The sequence below is a fragment of the Pedobacter sp. genome (assembly GCF_965227205.1).
Classification (GTDB): Bacteria; Bacteroidota; Bacteroidia; order Sphingobacteriales; family Sphingobacteriaceae; genus Pedobacter.
Genome location: NZ_OZ245727.1, coordinates 4,390,455 through 4,410,617, shown reverse-complemented (window position 1 = coordinate 4,410,617; position 20,163 = coordinate 4,390,455). Strand labels below are relative to the sequence as shown.

The window sequence follows — 20,163 nt, the reverse complement described above, 5'->3', positions numbered from 1 at the left end:
AGCAAAGTAACATATTACTTTGCTAAATTCGTGAGCATTAAGTGATAAAATATGCCTTCAAGAATTTCTTTATCCTTCATTTTACTTTTATTTCTATCGATAACTGGGTTTGCTCAAAATACTAACCAACCTTATATTTTAGTTTTAGGTGTTGCTCAGGATGGTGGTTATCCGCACATGGGATGCAATAAAATCTGCTGTACCAAAGCATGGGCAAATCCGGCAACGCAAAGAGCAGTTGTTTCACTTGCCTTGGTTGACCCGAAAGCTAAAAAATGGTATTTATTTGATGCCACTCCCGACATTAAAAAGCAGTTAAAAGATTTTGGCAAGCAAACAAAAAACTTGTATCCTTATATACCTGATGGTATTTTTATAACACATGCACATATTGGACATTACACAGGTTTAATGGAATTTGGCAGAGAGGTGATGAATACTAAAAACCTTAATGTTTATGTTTTGCCAAAGCTTAAGTCTTTTTTAGAGGAAAATGGGCCCTGGAGTCAGCTTGTGAAATTGAATAATATTAAGATTACAGCATTAGAAGATGGTAAACCATTTGCTTTTGATGGAAATAATGTAACAGCTTTTACCGTTCCACATCGTGATGAATATTCGGAAACGGCAGGTTTTAAAATTGAAACTGGAGCAAGAAAATATCTTTTCATTCCTGATATTGATAAATGGAGTAAGTGGAATAAAAGTATTGTTGAAATGGTTAAACAGGTTGATTTTGCCTTTTTAGATGCGACTTTTTATTCTCCCGAAGAATTGGGAAATAGACCAATAAGTGAAGTACCACACCCTTTAGTAATAGAAACAGAGAAGCTTTTCGAAAATGAGCCTGCAAGTGTTAAAGCTAAAATTCAGTTTATACATTTAAACCATACCAATAAATTGTTATGGGATAAAGCTGCGCAAAAGGTTTTTTTTAAAACGGGTTTTAATTTGGCGCAGCAAGACGGAGTTTATTAAACCCGACGGTAATGGAAATACTTTTTAAGCACTGATGAAAAAGACTGCCACGTCGTTCCTCCTCGGAATGACGAAATTGGGAGCACAACAGAAATTTAAAAAGATTGGAATGTATGGCGGGACTAACCCAAACCGAAGCATCACTGCAACTGCTTTTCAAAAATTGACTAGTCATTTCGTTTTCAATTAAACAGTTAATCAATTTTCTTATCTTTGCAGCCTGATGAAACAAAATTATTCAAATCTAATCGCAGTTAAATTCCTTTAACCAGGTTTCATCGCCATTTTTTACCCAAAATTTTATTATGCTTAACCCTGAAATAGAAAAACGTAAAACCTTTGCCATTATTAGTCACCCCGATGCGGGCAAAACCACTTTGACAGAAAAATTTCTGCTTTTTGGTGGTGCAATTAATACGGCTGGTGCGGTAAAACGTAACAAAGCGAATCAAAGCAATACTTCCGATTTTATGGAAATTGAGAAACAGCGTGGTATCTCGGTGGCGACTTCGGTGATGGGTTTTGAGTATAGCGGCAAGCGGATTAATATTTTAGACACGCCTGGTCACAAGGATTTCGCGGAAGATACTTACCGCACTTTATCGGCTGTGGATAGCGTGATTTTGGTGGTAGATTGTGTGAAAGGTGTAGAGGAACAGACGGAAAAATTGATGTCGGTTTGCCGTATGCGTAACACGCCTGTAATTATTTTCGTTAATAAAATGGACCGTGAGGGTAAGGAAGCTTACGATTTGTTGGACGAAATTGAGGAGAAACTAAACATCAGTTTGTGTCCGCTTTCTTGGCCAATTGGACAGGGACATACTTTTAAAGGCGTTTATAGTATCTACAACAAACACTTAAATTTATTCAATTCTGATAAAACCAAAGTTACCGATTCGGTTGTGGCGGCAAATGATTTGAACGACCCATCTTTATTAAATTACCTGAAGGAAAACGAAATTAACACATTGAAAGATGATGTTGAATTGGTTGATGGAATTTATGGTAAAATTGACAAGGATTTATATACTGAGGGTTTGGTTGCGCCGGTTTTCTTCGGCAGTGCGATTAATAACTTCGGGATTAAGGAGCTTTTAGATACGTTTATTGATATTGCACCAAGTCCACGCCACCGTGAAGCCGAAGAACGTGATGTTTTGGTGGAAGAGAAAAATTTCAGCGGTTTCGTTTTTAAAATCCATGCCAATTTAGACCCAAAACACCGCGATAGAATTGCTTTCTTGCGTATTTGTTCTGGCAAATTTGAACGTAATAAATTTTACTACCACACCCGTCAGGACAAGAAATTAAAATTCTCGAATCCGATGGACTTTATGGCTAACGAGAAAAGTATTGTTGAAGAGGCTTGGCCAGGCGATGTAGTTGGTTTATACGATAGCGGCAACTTTAAAATTGGCGATACATTAACCGAAGGCGAAAAATTGCAGTTTAAAGGTATCCCAAGTTTCTCGCCATCAATTTTTAAAGAGGTAGAAAACATGGACCCAATGCGTACTAAACAGCTGGAAAAAGGTATCGAGCAGTTAACGGATGAAGGTGTTGCGCAATTATTTGTGATGCAGCCAGGAAATAGAAAAGTTATCGGTGCGGTTGGAGAACTTCAGTTTGAGGTTATTAATTTCCGTTTGGAGCATGAATACGGTGCAAAATGTCGTTTCCGTACATTGAGTTATACCCGTTCGAGTTGGGTAACTTCAGCTGACAGGAAGAAATTGGATGAATTTGTGAAACGTAAGCAACAACATATTGGTTTCGATAAGGAAGCAAATCCTGTTTATTTATCAGATAGTGATTATATGATTAATTTAACCAAACAGGATTATCCTGATATTGATTTCCATAAAACGAGCGAGTTTAAGAGCTAAACCCCCAAACCCCTAAAGGGGCTTCGTTATGTTCTCGTCATTGCGAGGCACGAAGCAATCTAATAAACAAGAGAGATTGCTTCGTGCCTCGCAATGACGATTTAAGCGAATAAATTATTTATTCAACCGAATACTGTTTAAAATTTTCTGATAATCTTCTTTTAATTTTCGAAATCAGTAATCGTGGCGAAAGCACTTTCACGCACTCTCCAAAACCCAAAATTTCCCGTTCCAGTTCGAAATTTAAAACCACATCAATTCTAAAAGTAGTTGTTTTATCGTTTTTACTTAAAACCACTTGCGATGAATGCAATGGTTTTGTTATAACATAAGGCGCATGTTCGTTGGTAAACTCTAAAATTACCTTTTGCGCTCTATCGCGTTCGCTTTTGCTAACACCAATTAAATCGTCGTAATAACGGTCGAAATCTACGCCTTCATAAGCAAAAAAGTCTTCATTGGGTAATTCCTGAAATTCTACAATTCTATCTAAAGCCAGATTCAAAATTCCAGGTCGTTTTTTTGCTTTGCAGATTAAAAACCACCTATTTCGATATTCCTTTAATAAATATGGATAATAAATACCTTGCTGCCCTTGTTGCGCTTTAAAAGATTTATATTCTATCAACAACGAACGTTTATTTAAAACAGCTTGATATAAAGGTGGAATACATTCTAAACCCTTAACCAGTTTATTGCTTTCTAATTGGATGTTATTGCCACTTTGTTTGGTAGATTTATTCAGGTTATTCTCCAAACGGGCAATCATATCGCTCATTTCATCGAAATAGTTGAAGGCGTTAAACTCTTTCAATACCCCTACAATTTCTTTCATTTTATCTACATCGGCGTTATTAATTGGCGCTTTTGTTATACTGTAGTTTGGGTCTTCGTAAGCGTAAAAACGTTTATCTTTTACAACAATTGGTGCATTATAACCAAGTTTATCGCTACGCATTAATTGAATATCGGCCTGTATTGTTCTTTTACTTACGCCACTGGTAATTGCCTCGAGTTCGTAAAGTGTTTCGGCTACCTTTTCAATAATATCATCCAACGTCCATTTGCGGAAACGGTTTTTTAAGCAATCATCAATGGTTTTGTATCGGATAAGCGCTAATTTATTTACGGCCATTTTGAGTGAATTTTGGTTGGGGCAAAAAATCTGACGTTTTAGCTTATATAAATATAAGAAAGTCTTCTGCATCTACGCAACACAATTGCGCAATTGGAGAAATAACGCAAACACAATAAAATTTATTCAATTGAAAAACAGAATGTTAAATAAATTTTTTTAGATATTTTTTATTACGCAAATCTGTCGCGTAGTGGTGGTGGCATCTTTGTAATGTTGGTTATGGGAATAATTTTAGACGCTCTCACAACCAATAATAAAAACCTCGGCAGGTGAATGTTGCCTGCCGAGGATAAGTTCTTTGATAAAATATAATCATCATATAAAGAAATTCCGATGAGAATCGGGATGGCAACACTAAACAATGAGTACCCATAGTTGTGGGTTTCTGTATAGCCCCAAAGTATAAATTTTATATTCTGGTATAAGTTGTAATAGATTGTCTAAACACGTTGTGTGTCGTGGGTTCGAATCCCACTTCCGAGCAATCGGAATAATTCAGGGGTAGAATAACAACCAAATCATGCAGGTTCGAATCCTGCTTCCGACTGTCCGTTGGAATTGCTAATTGGTAAGCGTTTAGGGCTCAAAATCCAAAACAAAAAAGAAGAGTAACTTTTAAAATCACTCAAAGAACAGCAATGTAAAACCGCATTCAGCTTCTGGATTTTTTAAAAGTCCAAAAAGCAATTTGCCTTTTGCTTTGAAAGTAAAACGACGAAAGAGCTGATTTAAAAATCGAATCTCGCTGAAAAATATATTTAAATCTTCGGATTTAACTATCTGACAAAGTTTGATTTCATTCTTAAAAACATCAGGAATCAATTTATTTCCGCAAGAAACAAATGAGTGCGCTTTTGCAATGTTTTGTAAAGAAAATAAATTAATAATATACTCATTGAAGTCCTTCCTTTAATGGGAGGATTTAGGTGGGATTTAACATCAAAAAAACATGAAAAGAGTAACAATTAACACCAATTATGTTGGATTGGTGTTTAAAAAAGGAAAATTAAAAAACGTATTAACTGAAGGAACTTACTGGTTAGGTTTCGGGGAGGATATTATGGTGTACGACATGGGAAAAGAATATTTCTTCACCGTGGCAGAGTTAGAAGTTTTGTTAATGAACAACGACTTTGTAAACTTAGTACACATTGTAGAAGTAGCCGATAACGAGTTGGCTTTAGTTTACAGAAATAATAATTTTAAAAGTGTATTAACTGCTGGTAAACACGCCATTTGGAAAGGTTTATCAACCTATAATTTCGAAAAAGTTAATATCAGCAACATTGAAATCGATGCTAATATTGATCGAAACTTATTAGAGAAAGCAACATTGATAAATTATATCAGGGCATACAAAGTAGAATCGTACGAGAAGGCATTGTTATTTATCGATGGAAAATTCGAAAAAGTGATTGACGCTGGAAACTATTTGTACTGGAAAAATGCGACAACCATTAGTGTTTTAAAAACCGATATGAGACAATTAAACATGGAAATTATCGGTCAAGAAATTTTAACTAAAGATAAAGCACAATTAAGAATCAACTTCAGCATTCAATACAAAGTAGTTGATATTATCAAAGCTTTGTTAGAGAACAAGGAATTTGAAAAACAGTTGTACATTACCATGCAGTTGGCTTTAAGAGAATCAATCGGTTTAATGACTTTTGATGAGTTAATGGAAAGCAAGGAGAAAATTGCAGCGCAAGTAATGGATTTAACTACTGCAAAAGCAGAAGATTTAGGTGTTAAATTAACGAACTGTGGTGTTAAGGATATTATTTTACCAGGCGATGTAAAGGAGATTATGAATCAAGTTTTAATTGCCGAGAAAAGAGCGCAAGCAAATATTATTACACGAAGGGAGGAAACAGCTTCGACAAGAAGTTTGTTAAACACCGCCAAATTAATGGAAGATAATGCCATGTTATACAAGTTGAAAGAGATGGAGTATGTAGAGAAAATCGCAGAAAAAATCAATACCATCAGCTTATCTGGCAGCGGCCAAATTGTTGACCAATTGAAACAAATCTTTGTGAAATAATTCGCATCCGCGAAACACGAAGCAGTCTATTTAGTGAGATTGCTTCGTGCATCGCAATGACGAGATTAAAATAAATTAAATTTAGAAACCCCTCGGTTAGGTGAGTGTTACCTGCTGAGGATTAGTTAGGAATAAAATGAAAAACATCATAACAGGAAAAACCTTAATAGAAATAGGTTATTCTGAGGGAAAAATATTAGGCTTGGCTTTAGATATTTTGAAAAATAACTTCACAAATACTGAAGAACAAGGTTTATTAACCTTATTAAAAAAGGTAAAAGATTATCCGGAAAGTTTTTTGGATGATGAAATTTTAGGTTCGTTGGCAACAGCGATGATTGAAGAAATCAACGCACCGAAAGACGAACCTATTCAATTAAATAGCAGAGCAAAAGAATATTCGATTTTTGGGCCTGATTATATTGAGGAAGGTGCCAGAAACCAAATGGACATTGCTATGAAATTACCCGTTTCGGTTGCAGGTGCTTTAATGCCAGATGCGCACCAAGGTTACGGTTTACCAATTGGTGGTGTTTTAGCTACGCGAAATGCAATAATCCCTTACGGTGTTGGGGTAGATATTGGTTGCCGAATGGCCTTGAGTATTTTCGATATTCCGGAAAAACATTATTTCGGGAAAGATGCCATGTACAAACGCGAGCTCATTGCTTTTACAAAATTTGGTGCTGGTCAGAATTTTAAAGGCAATGAAAAAGCCGACCACGAAGTTTTAGAAAACGAGGCTTTCAACTCCACTCCTTTTCTTAAAAATCTACATGGAAAAGCCTGGGCGCAATTGGGTACTTCGGGTGGTGGAAACCATTTTGTAGAATGGGGAATTATAGATTTCGCAGAGCGAGATGAGATTTTGAATATTAACAAAGGACGTTATGTGGCATTATTAACACATTCGGGTTCTCGTGGTTTTGGCGCAACCATCGCCGGGCATTACACCAAACTGGCGAAAGATATTTGCAAACTCCCAAAAGAGGCTTTGAATTTGGCTTACTTAGATTTAAATTCTGCCGAAGGACAAGAATATTGGATTGCCATGAATTTAGCTGGCGATTATGCTTCTGCCTGCCATGAAGTGATTCATAAACGTTTAACCAAAGCAATTGGCGCTAAGGTTTTAGCCAAGGTAGAAAACCACCATAATTTCGCATGGAAAGAAATGCTAGATGGTGAAGAAGTGATTGTTCATCGTAAAGGCGCAACACCAGCTGGTAAAGGCGTGATGGGTATTATTCCAGGAAGCATGACTGCTCCAGGTTTCTTAGTTCGTGGTAAAGGCGAAGTTCAGTCGATTAACTCAGCATCGCATGGTGCGGGTAGACAAATGAGTCGCACGAAAGCCATTCAGTCGATTACTAAATCTGATATGAAAGCCATTTTGAAAGACCATAATGTAACTTTAATTGGCGCTGGTTTAGATGAAGCGCCAATGGCGTACAAAGACATAAACAAAGTAATGGCTGCACAAACTGAACTGGTTGATGTGATTGCAAAGTTTGAACCTAAAATGGTGAGAATGGCTGATGATGGAAGCAGAGAGGATTAGAACTAATCAAAAACCCTAATTAATTAATAATATAAAAACCCCTCTTCAAATAATTTTGAAAAGGGTTTTTATGCATTTTATGTGAGCCAAGATACAAAGCCTTAGGTTAAATAAACCTGATTGAAGTGAAATCCTTTTTGCTGCAGGTCTTCGACAAGCTCAGACTGACAAATCGCAAAAAGATTTAAACGAAAAGCAGGGCTGAAATAACCAAAAAGCATTGTAACTGCTTTCCAAAAAATCTTATTTCAATTTGCTCAATGCCGTTTTAATTCGTGGCAACATATCTTTAATATCTTGCAAAGTACATGCGCCAACCGACGCCCTGAACCATGGCATGCTGTGTTCATTACCGAAAGCAGAGAAAGGAACCAAAGCTGCACCTGCTTCTTTAATTAGGTAAAAGTTTACATCTGCACTGTCTTTTAAAATCTGACCATCTTCAGCTGTTTTTCCGATGTAATCGATTTTAATGGTAAGGTAAATTGCGCCCATTGGCTCTACGGCATCAACATTAAAACCCTCACTTTTTAGCTCGTTAAAACCATTGTAAAGTGCATTTAAGCTGTCTTGAATTTGAGCTTTGAAACTGGTCAAAAATGTATCAACCTGTGCTTTATCGTTAAAATAATTTGACATCGCAACTTGCTCCGCTTTTGGTGCCCAAGCGCCCATGTGACCAACCAAAGCTTTCATTCTGTTCACAATATCTTCCGGACCGAAACCCCAACCAACACGAACGCCGGTTGCAGCCAAACATTTCGAAGTTCCATCAACAAAAATGGTAAATTCACGCATTTCAGGACGTAATGAAACTGGATTTACATGCTCTTTACCGAAGGTTAAAAGCGAATAAATCTGGTCGTACATTAAATACAATGGCTTTTCATCAGCTCCGCGAGATGCATTTTCTTCTAAAATTGCATCGCAGATTTCGGCTAATGAATCTGCATCAAACATGGTTCCTGTTGGGTTTAATGGCGAACATAAAGCCAACATCGTTGCGCCTTTTAAATGTGGTTTTAATTGTGCTGCAGTTGGCATAAAGTTATGCGCTGCATCGGTTTCTACCGCAATTGATTTTGCCGAAGTTAAGTGGCAATAATGATTATTATTCCAAGATGGTGCTGGGAAAACAACGGTATCTCCTGGGTCGATTACTGCCAAATAAGCTGCATAAATTAACGGACGAGAACCACCAGAAACTAAAATGCTATTGGTATTATATTCTAAACCGAATCTATCTTGCAATAATTCAGAAACGGTTTCTCTTAGTTGTAAAACACCATCAGCTGGCGGATAATTGGTTTGATTTGCATTATAAGCATCTACAATTCCTGCTTTCAATTCTGTTGGAATTGGATAGATATTTGAATCGAAATCTCCAATAGTTAGGTTAGCGATTGATGCGCCTTTGCGCTTCATATCGTTAACCTCGTTACCAATTTTTATAATTTCTGAGCCAATTAAAGCACTGGCTAACTTTGATACTTTCATATTTATTCTTTTTTGTCGCCTTACACATCATTGCGAGGTACGAAGCAATCTTAATACTTAAGCTAGAGTAAAAATCTACGGCTTTAAGATTGCTTCGTGCCTCGCAATGACGATTTATTTAACCAAATCTTCTATTGCTTTATTTACTTTATCGAAACCAAATTGAGATAAAACCGCTTGCATTGATGCAGCAATTTGTTCGTTACAAAGGTTGCCGATGCTTCCCTCGTGTGTGTGATGTATTTGGCTCGATGGAGCAAAAGTACCATTTTCTATTTGTTCGCCAACTATTTTATAAGCCTCTCTAAATGCAACGCCTTGCAAGGCCAAATCGTTTACCACTTCTACGCTAAACAGATAATCATATTTCTTATCTTTCAAAATATCATCTTTAATCGTGATGTTTTGAAACATGAAAGTCGCGATTTCCAAGCATTCGTTCAGCGAAGTAATTGCAGGAAAAAGGTTTTCCTTTAGCAATTGCAAATCGCGGTGGTAACCCGATGGAAGATTGGTAATCATCATCGCAATTTCGTTAGGCAAAGCCTGAATTTTATTGCAACGAGAACGAATCAACTCAAAAACATCCGGATTTTTCTTATGTGGCATAATGCTCGAACCTGTTGTCAGTTCGGGCGGAAAACTGATAAAGCTGAAATTCTGGTTGATGAACAAACAAACATCCATCGCCATTTTAGCTAAAGTTGCCGCAACCGCACTCATCGCCTGCGCTAAAATTCTTTCGGTTTTACCGCGACCCATTTGCGCATAAACCACATTGTAATTTAGGCTTTCGAAACCCAATAAATTTGTGGTTAAAGTTCGATTTAATGGAAACGATGAACCATAACCAGCAGCAGAACCCAATGGATTTTTATTCGTGATTTTCCATGCCGCAAGCATCAGTTCCATATCATCGGCAAGGCTTTCGGCATAAGCACCAAACCACAAACCGAAAGAGGATGGCATCGCAATTTGCAAATGCGTGTAACCCGGCATCAATTTATCTTTGTGCGTGTTACTTAGTTCAATTAACTGATTAAACAAAGTTGAGGTTTGGCCAACCATATCTTCAATGCAAGCACGGAAGAACAGTTTTAAATCAACCAAAACCTGGTCGTTACGAGAGCGACCGCTGTGGATTTTTTTACCTGCTTCGCCGATGCGTTGGGTGAGCAACCACTCTACTTGAGAGTGCACATCTTCAACTGTATCTTCGATGGTGAAGTTTCCAGCCTCAATTTCAGCATAAATATTTTTAAGCTCTTTTTGAACGATTTTCAATTCATCTGCGGTTAGCAAATTAATCGTTTCTAACATTTCTGTATGAGCCAACGAACCCAAAACATCAAATTTTGCCATTTGTAAATCCATTTCGCGGTCTTTTCCAACCGTAAAGCTTTCTACAAATTTATTTACATCTATATTTTTTTGCCAAATCTTCATAATTACGATTTTAAAATTACGATTTACGATTTTGTTCGTTTCTACGTAAAGTAACAATTGATGCCACTATTATTGAAAGAAGTTCATTGCCCTCTTTCCAGCTTTCCAAAATAATAGCCTTCTTATCAGGATTAAATTCTGCTATCAATTCCAAAAAGAACATGGTTTCATCGAGTTCTTCCTCCACAATTTTTAGTTTATTTATAAAATCGGGAGTAGATTTTGCCCTACATGCAGCCCTGTAGTTAGCTCCAACAGAACTTGAACATCTTACTAACTGATTGGAATAATTTTTATTTAAAATGTTATATGGCAAACTAACGATTAAATGACCTATTGAAATTGAATATGCTTTTGTTCTATTCTTTAAAATTTCGCTATTCATAATCGTAATTCGTCAATCTAAAATCTAAAATTGTATAACTGGCTTCAACATATTCACATATCCTTCCACACCTTCAGCAACCTCGCGAACGTATAAAAATTCATCGGCCATGTGCGAACGACCAGAAAACCCTGGACCACATTTTACTGATGGAATATCCAATAAAGCTTGGTCTGAAGTGGTTGGCGAACCATAAGTGGTTTTGCCCAACGCCACACCAGCTTGCACAACTGGATGATTTTTATCAATTGATGATGGCTTCAAACGGATGGAACGCGGCGTAACATCACAACCCACATTTGCACGAATAATCTCTAAAACCTCTTCGTTTGTGTACGCGTCGGTAACCCGAACGTCAACCGTAAAAGTACAATTTGCAGGTACCACATTGTGTTGAGAACCTGCGTTAATAATCGTAACCGTCATCTTCAGCGGACCAAAAACTTCAGATACTTTTGGGAACTGATAATTTCTAAACCATTCAATATCTGCTAGAGCCTTGTAAATGGCGTTTTCGCCTTCTTCCCTAGCCGCGTGACCAGCTTTTCCATGAGAAACACAATCTAAAACCAACAAACCTCGTTCTGCGATGGCTAAATTCATCTCCGTTGGTTCGCCCACAATTCCGAATTCCAATTCTCCCAAATCTGGCAGAACCAATTCTAAACCATTATTTCCCGAGATTTCTTCTTCCGCCGTTGCCGCCAGACAGATGTTATATTTTAAATTTTCTTGTTCGAAATAATACAAAAACGTTCCGATTAACGAAACCAAACAACCGCCCGCATCATTACTGCCCAATCCAAAAAGCTTATCACCTTCGATTGCAGCATCGTATGGGTCGCGGGTATAACCAGAATTTGGTTTAACCGTATCGTGGTGAGAGTTTAAAAGCAACGTTGGTTTACTTGCATCAAAATGCTTGTTATAAGCCCAAACATTATTCATTTTGCGGTAGATTTTTACCCCTCGCTCTTCTAAAAACTGAGCAATTAAATTCGCAGTTCTATCTTCTTCCTTACTAAACGACTGGATGCGAATCAACTGCCGCAACAAATTCAGACTTTCCTTTTGTATATTTTCTAACAACATAGTATCGAGTAGTTAGTATCAAGTATCAAGACAAATCTCGTCTCAATCTTACACTTTTTTTGCTTTAAGCTTTCTGCTTTTAGCTTTCTTTTACGTACAAATTCCCAGCCTTTAAAGCCGATAATTTAATACCTTTTATCAATGATGAACTAAAGCCATTGTGTTCCATTTCGTTTAAACCCGCAATGGTACAACCTTTCGGCGAAGTTACTTTATCTATTTCTGATTCTGGGTGTGTGCCGTGTAATAAAAGCAAATCGGCTGCTCCCTTTGCCGTTTGAACCGCCATTTTAAGTGCTTCATCAGCATGGAAACCAATTTCTACTCCACCCTGTGATGCCGCTCTAATTGCCCTTAAAAAGAATGCGATTCCACAAGCGCAAAGCGCCGTAGCTGAAGTCATTAGGTCTTCATTAATTTTTACAACCGAGCCAACCGTTTCAAACATTTTGGTCACCTCAGCAATATTTTCTGCCGAAGCATTATCGCTCGCCATACAAGTCATCGATTGCCCAATGGCAATTGCGGTATTTGGCATTACGCGAATCACTTCCACATCATCACCCAATTTCTCCCGAACCGCAGCACAACTCACACCCGAAATCACCGAAATAACCAAGTGTTTAGCTGCAACTATTGAAGCATTAATTTCATCTAAAACCGTGTTTAATTGTTGCGGCAAGACAGCAAGAATTACAACATCAGCATCAGCAACCGCTTGTTTGTTGTTATTGCTCACCACAAATCCAGCTTCTGCGAAAGATTTTAAATGGTCGATATTTCTACGGGTTAACGTAATATCGGTAGCTTTTGCAAAATCGGCCTTCACCAAACCTTTTGCTAAAGATAAACCGATGTTTCCGCTACCGATTATGGCTATTTTTTTATTCATTTGATTATACAGATTTTGGTGATTTCACCGATTTTAATCAATTAATATTTATTCGAAAAGCAGTTTCAGTAATACTGTTAATGTCAGTCCTGCTATTCACTTTAATCTTTTTTAAACTCATTGTCATGCTGAGGCACGAAGCATATGTTTCATCGCTTGCAGATGCTTCGTGCCTCAGCATGACAGAAAATTCAAAGTCGCTGCTAAAAAAAGTATTTCCGTTTCTATCAGGTTTAAATTATATCCGTCATGCTGAGGCACGAAGCAATCTTAATGCGATAAATTGAATAGCGATAGTTGTAAGATTGCTTCGTGCCTCGCAATGACGAAACGGCGATGGGTCGTCGACCTTCTACCTTAAACCTTTTACCCTAAACCCTATTTCAACATCTTACTTCCGAAAGTACCATTTGCAAGTTCAGCCAATTCATCGGCTTTGCCAATATATACTGCAGAAACGCCTTTTTTAATTGCTCCAAAAGCATTGTGCAATTTAGGTATCATGCCGCCTTGAACTGTACCATCAGCTTTTAAACCCTCAAATTCATCAGCCTTGATTTCTCTAACAACAGAATTATCGTCATTCACATCTTTCAGCACTCCTTTTTTCTCAAAGCAATATACCAAACGCGTTTCATATAATGCCGACATCGCGACTGCAACCGAAGAGGCAATTGTATCAGCATTCGTATTTAATAATTGGGTATCTCCATCATGGGTAATTGCACACAAAACGGGAACTAAACCAGCTTTTAGCAAACTGTCCAAAGTAGTTGAGGAAACAGAATTTTCATCCAAATCGCCAACAAAACCATAATCAATCTCTTTAACGGGGCGTTTTTTAGCTTTAATAATATTTCCATCGGCTCCTGTCAAACCTATGGCATTACTGCCTTTGGCTTGCAATTGGGCAACCATATTTTTATTAATCAGCCCTGCGTAAACCATGGTTACAATCCGCAAGGTTTCAATATCTGTAATCCTACGACCTTCAACCATTTTGGCTTCAACACCTAAGCTTTCACCCAATTCGGTTGCGATTTTACCACCGCCATGAACCAAAATTTTATCGCCAGGCAAAGCCGTAAAATCCAATAAAAACTGATGTAGGTTTTCGGAGTTATCAATTACGTTTCCGCCGATTTTTATGATTGTAAGTTGTTTCATATTTTTTTGAGCTTAAAGATTAAAGCGAAACGCAGAAAGCTTTAGACTTTTAGCTTTAACCTTTTTGCTTATTTATAATTCCTCCAACATCGCTTTAATTACAGCTTGCGCTGCCCATAAACGATTTCCAGCTTCGTGGATAACCAGTGAATTTGGTCCATCCAAAATCTCAGAAGATAATTCCAAATCTCTGCGAACTGGCAAACAGTGCATCACTTTCGCATCGTTCGTAAATTTTAGCTTTTCATTGTTCATCATCCAGCCATCTGGATAAGTTAAAACTTTACCGTATTCTTTGTAGCTGCTCCAGTTTTTTACATAAACATAATCAGCGCCAGCTAAAGCCTCTTCTATGTTATATTGAATGTCGGCACCAGGTGTAAATTCTTCTGCTAATTCATAACCTTCTGGCTGAGCAATGGTAAAATCTATCATACCTTCTGCCTGTGCTTTACACATCCACTCAGCAAAAGAATTTGGAACCGCTTGCGGCAAAGCTTTTACATGTGGTGCCCAAGCCAAAACAACTTTTGGTTTTCTGCCATCAGGTTGTTTCGTCCACGTTTCGTGAATGGTAATAATATCCGCGAAACTTTGTAATGGGTGGCGAGTTGCACTCTCCAAACTCACTACGGGAACAGCGCAATATTTTACAAATTTATTAAAGAAATCTTCACTATAATCTTCCTCACGGTTATTCAATTTCGGAAAAGAACGCAATCCTAAAATGTCGCAATATTGACCCATAACGGCAGCCGCTTCGCGAATATGCTCAACTGTGGAACCATTCATCACCACGCCATCCTGCGTTTCTAGAGCCCAACCTTCTTTATCCAAATTCATCACCATCACATTCATACCCAAATTTAAGGCAGCTTTTTGAGTGCTTAAACGGGTACGCAAACTTGGGTTCATAAAAACCAACCCTAAGGTTTTGTTTTTACCCAAACTTTGGTGTGCATAAGGATTCGCCTTTAATTCAAGCGCATCTTTTACAAATTGTTTGATGCTTGGAACATCGTGTACGGAAGTGAAAAGTTTCATTTTAAAACGTTGTAAGTAGTAAGTTATACGTTGTAAGTTTTGTATCCCTCGCCCAAAATAATTTATAAATAAAGTCCTATGTACTTAAAACGTACTACTTAGAACTTAAAACTAAAGCAAAAGCCGCCAAAAACTCATCAGCATCTGCTTTTGTTAAATTTAATGCTGGCAATAAACGGATTACGTTTGGTTTTGCCTCGCCGGTGAAGATAAAATGTTTAAATAATAACTCCTTTTTAACATGAGCAAGTTCTTCAGGCAATTCAATTCCAATCATCAAACCACGACCGCGAACCTCTTTTACCTGCTCAAATTTCTTTAATTCAGATATTAAATAGTTCCCGATTTCTTCAGCGTTTTTTAGTAAGTTTTCTTGTTCAATAACTTCTAAAACTGCTAGAGCCGCAGCACATGCCAAATGGTTACCTCCGAAAGTTGTACCCAATTCGCCATGCCAAGGTTTAAATTTTGGTGCGATTGAAATTCCTGCTACAGGAAATCCGTTGCCCATTCCTTTTGCCATGGTGTAAACATCGGCTTCAACACCAGCATAATCATGTGAGTAAAACAAACCTGTTCTACCATAACCACACTGAACTGAATCAGCGATGTAAACCGCATTATATTCATCACAAAGTGAACGGATTTTTTGTAAGAAACTTTTTGAAGCTTCTTTAATTCCGCCAACACCTTGAATGCCTTCGATAATTACAGCCGAAATTTCATCGCCCTGCGATTTAAAAGTTTCTTCTAAAGCTACCTCATTATTAAAAGGTAAGAAGATTACATTTTCAGTTTGATTAATTGGCGCAACTATTTTAGGGTTATCGGTTACGGCAACCGCTAAAGATGTACGTCCGTGGAATGCTCCACTAAAGGCAATAACTTTCTTTCTGCCATTGTAAAATGAAGCCAGTTTTAAAGCATTTTCGTTTGCTTCTGCTCCAGAATTCACTAAAAACAATTGGTAATCTTTTTTCCCAGAAACCTGACCTAATTTCTCTGCCAATTGAACCTGCAAAGGAATTTTAACCGAGTTAGAGTAAAAACCAACTTTGTTTAATTGGTCCGTCAAACGACTTACATAATGCGGGTTGGTATGTCCAATCGAAATCACTGCGTGACCGCCATATAAATCTAAATATTTTTGTTCGTTAGCATCCCAAACATTACTGCCTGATGCTTTTGTAATTTCTATATCGTTAAGAGGATAAACGTCGAATAAATTCATTTTTTGTGAGCTTAAAGACTAAAGCTAAAGGCCTAAAGCTTCCTGCAAGTTTTATACAGGTCGCAGGCATTAGCCTAGTCTATTAAATATTTAATTATTTCTTCAGCAATCTGCTTTCGCTTTATTCTTTGGTCTTTCAGCTTTTTAACTTAAAACCCAATCGCCTTCAACTTCAAGCCTGCTGTTTCTTCCAAGCCAAACATTAAATTCATATTCTGAACCGCCTGTCCGCTGGCACCTTTTAACAGGTTATCAATAATGCTGATGATGAATAATTTATTGCCATGTTTTTCTACATGAACCAGCGCTTTATTGGTATTTACAACCTGTTTTAAATCGATGTTTTTCCGACTTACATGCGTAAAAGGATGCACACTGTAATAATCTTCGTAGATTTTCTGCGCATCTTCTAAAGTTAAATCGCTTTCTAAATACATCGCTGCCAAAATACCGCGAGTAAAATCTCCGCGTTGCGGGATGAAACTCAAAGCAGCCCCCTCCAAACCTCCCCCAGAAGGGGAGGCTTTAGTAGCTTGCAACAAACTTTCGCCAATTTCATTTAAATGTTGGTGCTCGAAAGCTTTATAAATCGAAAGGTTATTATTTCTCCAGCTAAAGTGCGATGTTGCTGCCAAACTCTGTCCTGCACCAGTTGAACCTGTAGTTGCATTGATGTGAACTTCTGTATTAATTAAACCTTTTGCAGCCAATGGCAATAAGCCCAATTGAATACAAGTAGCAAAACAACCTGGGTTAGCAATATTTTTCGCCGTTTTAATTTTGTCGTGGTTTAATTCAGGAAGTCCGTAAATGAAGTCTTTAGTCGGAAGTCCAGAGTCTGGAGTAGAAAAACTAGCATTTGCCGAAAGCCTAAAATCCTGAGATAAATCGATGATTTTGATGTTATCATTAATTGGATTTGCTGTTAAAAATTTCTTAGCATCGCCATGGCCAACGCATAAAAACAGTACGTCAATATCTTGTGGAATATTATTTACAAAACGTAAATCTGTATCGCCAATTAAATCAGTGTGCACATCAGAAATTAAATTCCCTGCGTTACTGGTGCTATTTACGAAAGCAATTTCAACATTAGGATGGTTTATCAGAATACGGAGCATTTCGCCACCTGTATATCCTGCACCACCGATTATTCCTGCTTTAATTTTGTTCATTATTAAATTATATCAATTCTGTAAAGAAAAAATTCGGTATCTGGCGCCTGTTTTTTAAAGCCAATGGCTTCATATAAACTTTGTGCGGTGTAATTATCAACTGCTGTTTCCAGCTGTACAAAAGTAGAACTATTAGTTTTTGCAAAATCCATTGCCGTTTTAATTAATTCCTGTCCTATTCCTTGTTTGCGATAGTTTTCATTAACAAACAAATCATTTAAAATCCAGTTTTTACTTAATCTAGCAGATGAATATTTTGGATAAAGTTGTGTAAAACCTACAGGCTTGTTTTCATCTAATGCTACAAAAATTACCGATTCGTTATTTTCTAAGCGAGCATCAACAAATGCTTTAGCCATTCCTAAATCAGAGAAATTTCCATAAAATATTCGGTATTGATTGAATAAACTGATTACCAAATCAGCCTCGTTCAAGTTAATACGTTTTATTTCTATTTTATTCATAATTTATCTTTTGTCCTTCGACAAGCTACCGATGTAAAATCGGCACAAGTCAGGATGACAATTTTGAAAGTCAAGCTTTCTACTTTAGTCTTTTAGCTTTAAGCTTCTTCAGAATTAACTTTATGCCAAATCATTACCTGGTTACCAAAAATTTTAGAGAAACCTTTCACATCTTCGCCACTCCAAGCATTGTTCATTTCGCCGTAGCTACCAAATTTATTGCTCATTAAATCGTGGTTTGATTCAATACCAATAATCTGGAAACGATAAGGCAATAACTCTACGAAAACCTTACCACTCACAAATTTCTGCGTATCAGCCAAGAAAGCCTCAATGTTCCGCATAATTGGGTCGTGGAATTGACCTTCATGCAACCAGTTACCATAGAAAGAAGATAATTGCTCTTTCCAGCTTAACTGCCATTTCGTTAGCGTGTGTTTCTCTAAAGTATGGTGCGCTTTGATAATTAAAACGGGTGCTGCAGCTTCGAAACCTACACGACCTTTAATCCCAATAATCGTATCGCCAACATGGATATCTCTGCCGATTCCGAAAGGTTGCGCAATCGCTTGTAATTTCTGAATCGCTCTGACTGGTGCCAAAACTTCTCCATCAATGGCAACCAATTCTCCTTTTTCGAAAGTTAATTCCAGTTTACGCGATTCCGTTTCAGAAACCTGCGTTGGCCAGGCACTTTCTGGTAAAGTTTCGTGAGAAGTTAAAGTTTCCTTTCCTCCTACCGAAGTTCCCCACAAGCCTTTATTAATGGAATATCTTGCCTTTTCAGCACTATATTCAACACCGTGTTCTGCTAAATATTCTATTTCCGCTTCGCGGGATAATTTCAAATCTCTAATTGGCGTAATGATTTCAACCTCTGGAATAATGATATTGAAAATCATATCAAAACGAACCTGGTCGTTACCAGCGCCCGTACTTCCGTGAGCCACATAATCAGCACCAATTTTCTTAACGTAATTAGCAATAGCCGTAGCCTGACTAACACGTTCTGCACTTACCGAAAGTGGATAAGTTGCGTTTTTTAATACGTTCCCGAAGATTAAATATTTGATACAACCATCGTAATAACTATCGGTTTCATCTACCACTGCGTGAGATTTTACACCTAAAGCATAGGCTCTTTTCTCAATTTCCTGTAATTCTTCATCAGAAAAACCACCAGTATTTACAATTACTGAGTGAACTTCTAAGCCACGGTCTTGAGCAAGGTAAATACAGCAAAATGAGGTATCAAGACCTCCGCTAAAAGCTAAAACTACTTTCTTCTTCATTACTTATTAAATAACAGGGTAAATAAAACTATGATTGATTTTAATCCAGATTTAGGCTTAACCACTAATCTAGATTTTATACGCATAAAACGTTCGTATAATCCGGGTTTTTTCTGCAACTCTTCGGCAAAAACTTTTGCAGCTTCGTGTTTCTTTTCTGCAGGGTCGTAAAGCATTGCAGTACACATGCAATTCTTCCGCTCCTTCATTTTTAAAATCTCGAAGTTTACACAGCTTTGGCAGCCTTTCCAGAAATCCTCATCTTGTGTTAATTCAGAATAAGTTACAGGCTCATAACCTAAATCAGAATTGATTTTCATTACGGCTAAACCTGTTGTTAAACCAAATATTTTTGCCTTCGGATATAATTTTCTCGAAAGTTCGAAAATGGCTTCTTTAATGGCATGCGCTAAGCCTGCTTTTCTATATTGCGGACTAACAATTAAACCAGAATTGGCCACAAATTGACCATGGCTCCAGGTTTCGATATAGCAAAAACCAGCCCAGGTGCCATCTTTATGAAAAGCAATTACAGCTTTGCCTTCCTGCATTTTACCCGAAATATATTCAGGAGAACGCTTAGCAATGCCTGTGCCACGTGCTTTAGCAGATTCAGCCATTTCGGTTACAATCTCTTCTGCAAACACATGGTGTTCTGGGATAGCGACTTGTACTATAAATTCATTAATATTCATTCGTTTTCTAACGAAAAATTAAAGTATTCTTGTTAATTGGGTTTTTAGAGAGGATCAATTCCTCATTACGTTTAGTTGAGTACTAAATACGTGGAGTAAAATTTTGCCGACTTGTGGGATAGTAAAATACAGGCTGAAAACGACTAATAAATAAACTTTCACCAGCTACT

17 protein-coding genes are annotated in these 20,163 nt (G+C 37.4%); 4 read left to right on the top strand and 13 right to left on the bottom strand.

All coding sequences use genetic code 11. From position 1 onward, the window contains the following. Positions 1-51 precede the first annotated feature (51 nt). Both ACO05K_RS19120 and ACO05K_RS19115 read left to right on the top strand, forming a co-directional pair. Positions 52-978: an MBL fold metallo-hydrolase gene (locus ACO05K_RS19120; RefSeq protein ID WP_421946002.1), complete on the top strand. Its 927-nt coding sequence runs from the start codon at positions 52-54 to the stop codon at positions 976-978. Between the two features lie 305 nt (positions 979-1,283). Continuing rightward, positions 1,284-2,867 (top strand): peptide chain release factor 3, encoded by a 1,584-nt coding sequence (locus tag ACO05K_RS19115; protein WP_421946001.1) that lies wholly within the window; start codon positions 1,284-1,286, stop codon positions 2,865-2,867. A gap of 118 nt (positions 2,868-2,985) precedes the next feature. Here the strand turns inward: ACO05K_RS19115 and ACO05K_RS19110 are convergent, their stop codons facing one another. Further along, the gene (locus ACO05K_RS19110) at positions 2,986-4,002 is read right to left on the bottom strand and encodes a helix-turn-helix transcriptional regulator (protein ID WP_421946000.1); all 1,017 of its coding nucleotides are present in this window, start codon (positions 4,000-4,002) and stop codon (positions 2,986-2,988) included. 952 nt (positions 4,003-4,954) lie between these two features. On the opposite strand from ACO05K_RS19110, the gene ACO05K_RS19105 reads away from it, so the two are divergent. Together ACO05K_RS19105 and ACO05K_RS19100 are read left to right on the top strand one after the other, a co-directional pair. Beyond that, complete coding sequence (locus ACO05K_RS19105; protein WP_421945999.1) at positions 4,955-6,052, top strand: slipin family protein; 1,098 nt, start codon at positions 4,955-4,957, stop codon at positions 6,050-6,052. 136 nt (positions 6,053-6,188) lie between these two features. After that, positions 6,189-7,613 (top strand): RtcB family protein, encoded by a 1,425-nt coding sequence (locus ACO05K_RS19100; protein ID WP_421945998.1) that lies wholly within the window; start codon positions 6,189-6,191, stop codon positions 7,611-7,613. 243 nt (positions 7,614-7,856) lie between these two features. Here ACO05K_RS19100 and ACO05K_RS19095 read toward each other — a convergent pair whose 3' ends face one another. From ACO05K_RS19095 to ACO05K_RS19040, 12 genes are all read right to left on the bottom strand, one after another. Then, positions 7,857-9,110: a pyridoxal phosphate-dependent aminotransferase gene (locus ACO05K_RS19095; RefSeq protein WP_421945997.1), complete on the bottom strand. Its 1,254-nt coding sequence runs from the start codon at positions 9,108-9,110 to the stop codon at positions 7,857-7,859. A 114-nt stretch (positions 9,111-9,224) separates the two neighbouring features. Beyond that, a complete protein-coding gene (argH, locus tag ACO05K_RS19090) occupies positions 9,225-10,556 on the bottom strand; it encodes an argininosuccinate lyase (protein ID WP_421945996.1) in 1,332 nt (443 codons plus the stop codon). A 16-nt stretch (positions 10,557-10,572) separates the two neighbouring features. Then, on the bottom strand, positions 10,573-10,941 hold the full coding sequence (locus ACO05K_RS19085) for a four helix bundle protein (RefSeq protein WP_421945995.1): 369 nt from the start codon (positions 10,939-10,941) through the stop codon (positions 10,573-10,575). 24 nt (positions 10,942-10,965) lie between these two features. Continuing rightward, entirely contained in the window at positions 10,966-12,033 is a 1,068-nt protein-coding gene (locus tag ACO05K_RS19080; protein WP_421945994.1) for a M20 family metallo-hydrolase, read from the bottom strand. Between the two features lie 79 nt (positions 12,034-12,112). Then, entirely contained in the window at positions 12,113-12,925 is an 813-nt protein-coding gene (gene proC / locus ACO05K_RS19075) for a pyrroline-5-carboxylate reductase (RefSeq protein ID WP_421945993.1), read from the bottom strand. 378 nt (positions 12,926-13,303) lie between these two features. After that, positions 13,304-14,092: an acetylglutamate kinase gene (gene argB, locus ACO05K_RS19070; protein ID WP_421945992.1), complete on the bottom strand. Its 789-nt coding sequence runs from the start codon at positions 14,090-14,092 to the stop codon at positions 13,304-13,306. A 72-nt stretch (positions 14,093-14,164) separates the two neighbouring features. Continuing rightward, complete coding sequence (locus ACO05K_RS19065; RefSeq protein WP_421945991.1) at positions 14,165-15,136, bottom strand: acetylornithine carbamoyltransferase; 972 nt, start codon at positions 15,134-15,136, stop codon at positions 14,165-14,167. A gap of 94 nt (positions 15,137-15,230) precedes the next feature. Next, positions 15,231-16,367 carry an aspartate aminotransferase family protein gene (locus tag ACO05K_RS19060; RefSeq protein WP_421945990.1) on the bottom strand — a complete coding sequence of 379 codons (1,137 nt, stop codon included), beginning with the start codon at positions 16,365-16,367 and terminating at the stop codon, positions 15,231-15,233. Between the two features lie 149 nt (positions 16,368-16,516). Beyond that, on the bottom strand, positions 16,517-17,542 hold the full coding sequence (argC, locus tag ACO05K_RS19055; RefSeq protein WP_421945989.1) for an N-acetyl-gamma-glutamyl-phosphate reductase: 1,026 nt from the start codon (positions 17,540-17,542) through the stop codon (positions 16,517-16,519). A gap of 2 nt (positions 17,543-17,544) precedes the next feature. Beyond that, positions 17,545-18,006 (bottom strand): GNAT family N-acetyltransferase, encoded by a 462-nt coding sequence (locus tag ACO05K_RS19050; RefSeq protein ID WP_421945988.1) that lies wholly within the window; start codon positions 18,004-18,006, stop codon positions 17,545-17,547. Positions 18,007-18,104: 98 nt separating this feature from the next. Continuing rightward, entirely contained in the window at positions 18,105-19,298 is a 1,194-nt protein-coding gene (argG, locus tag ACO05K_RS19045; protein WP_421945987.1) for an argininosuccinate synthase, read from the bottom strand. After that, on the bottom strand, positions 19,298-19,993 hold the full coding sequence (locus ACO05K_RS19040; RefSeq protein ID WP_421945986.1) for a GNAT family N-acetyltransferase: 696 nt from the start codon (positions 19,991-19,993) through the stop codon (positions 19,298-19,300). The genes argG and ACO05K_RS19040 overlap by 1 nt, the downstream gene beginning before the upstream one ends. Between the last annotated feature and the right edge of the window lie 170 nt (positions 19,994-20,163).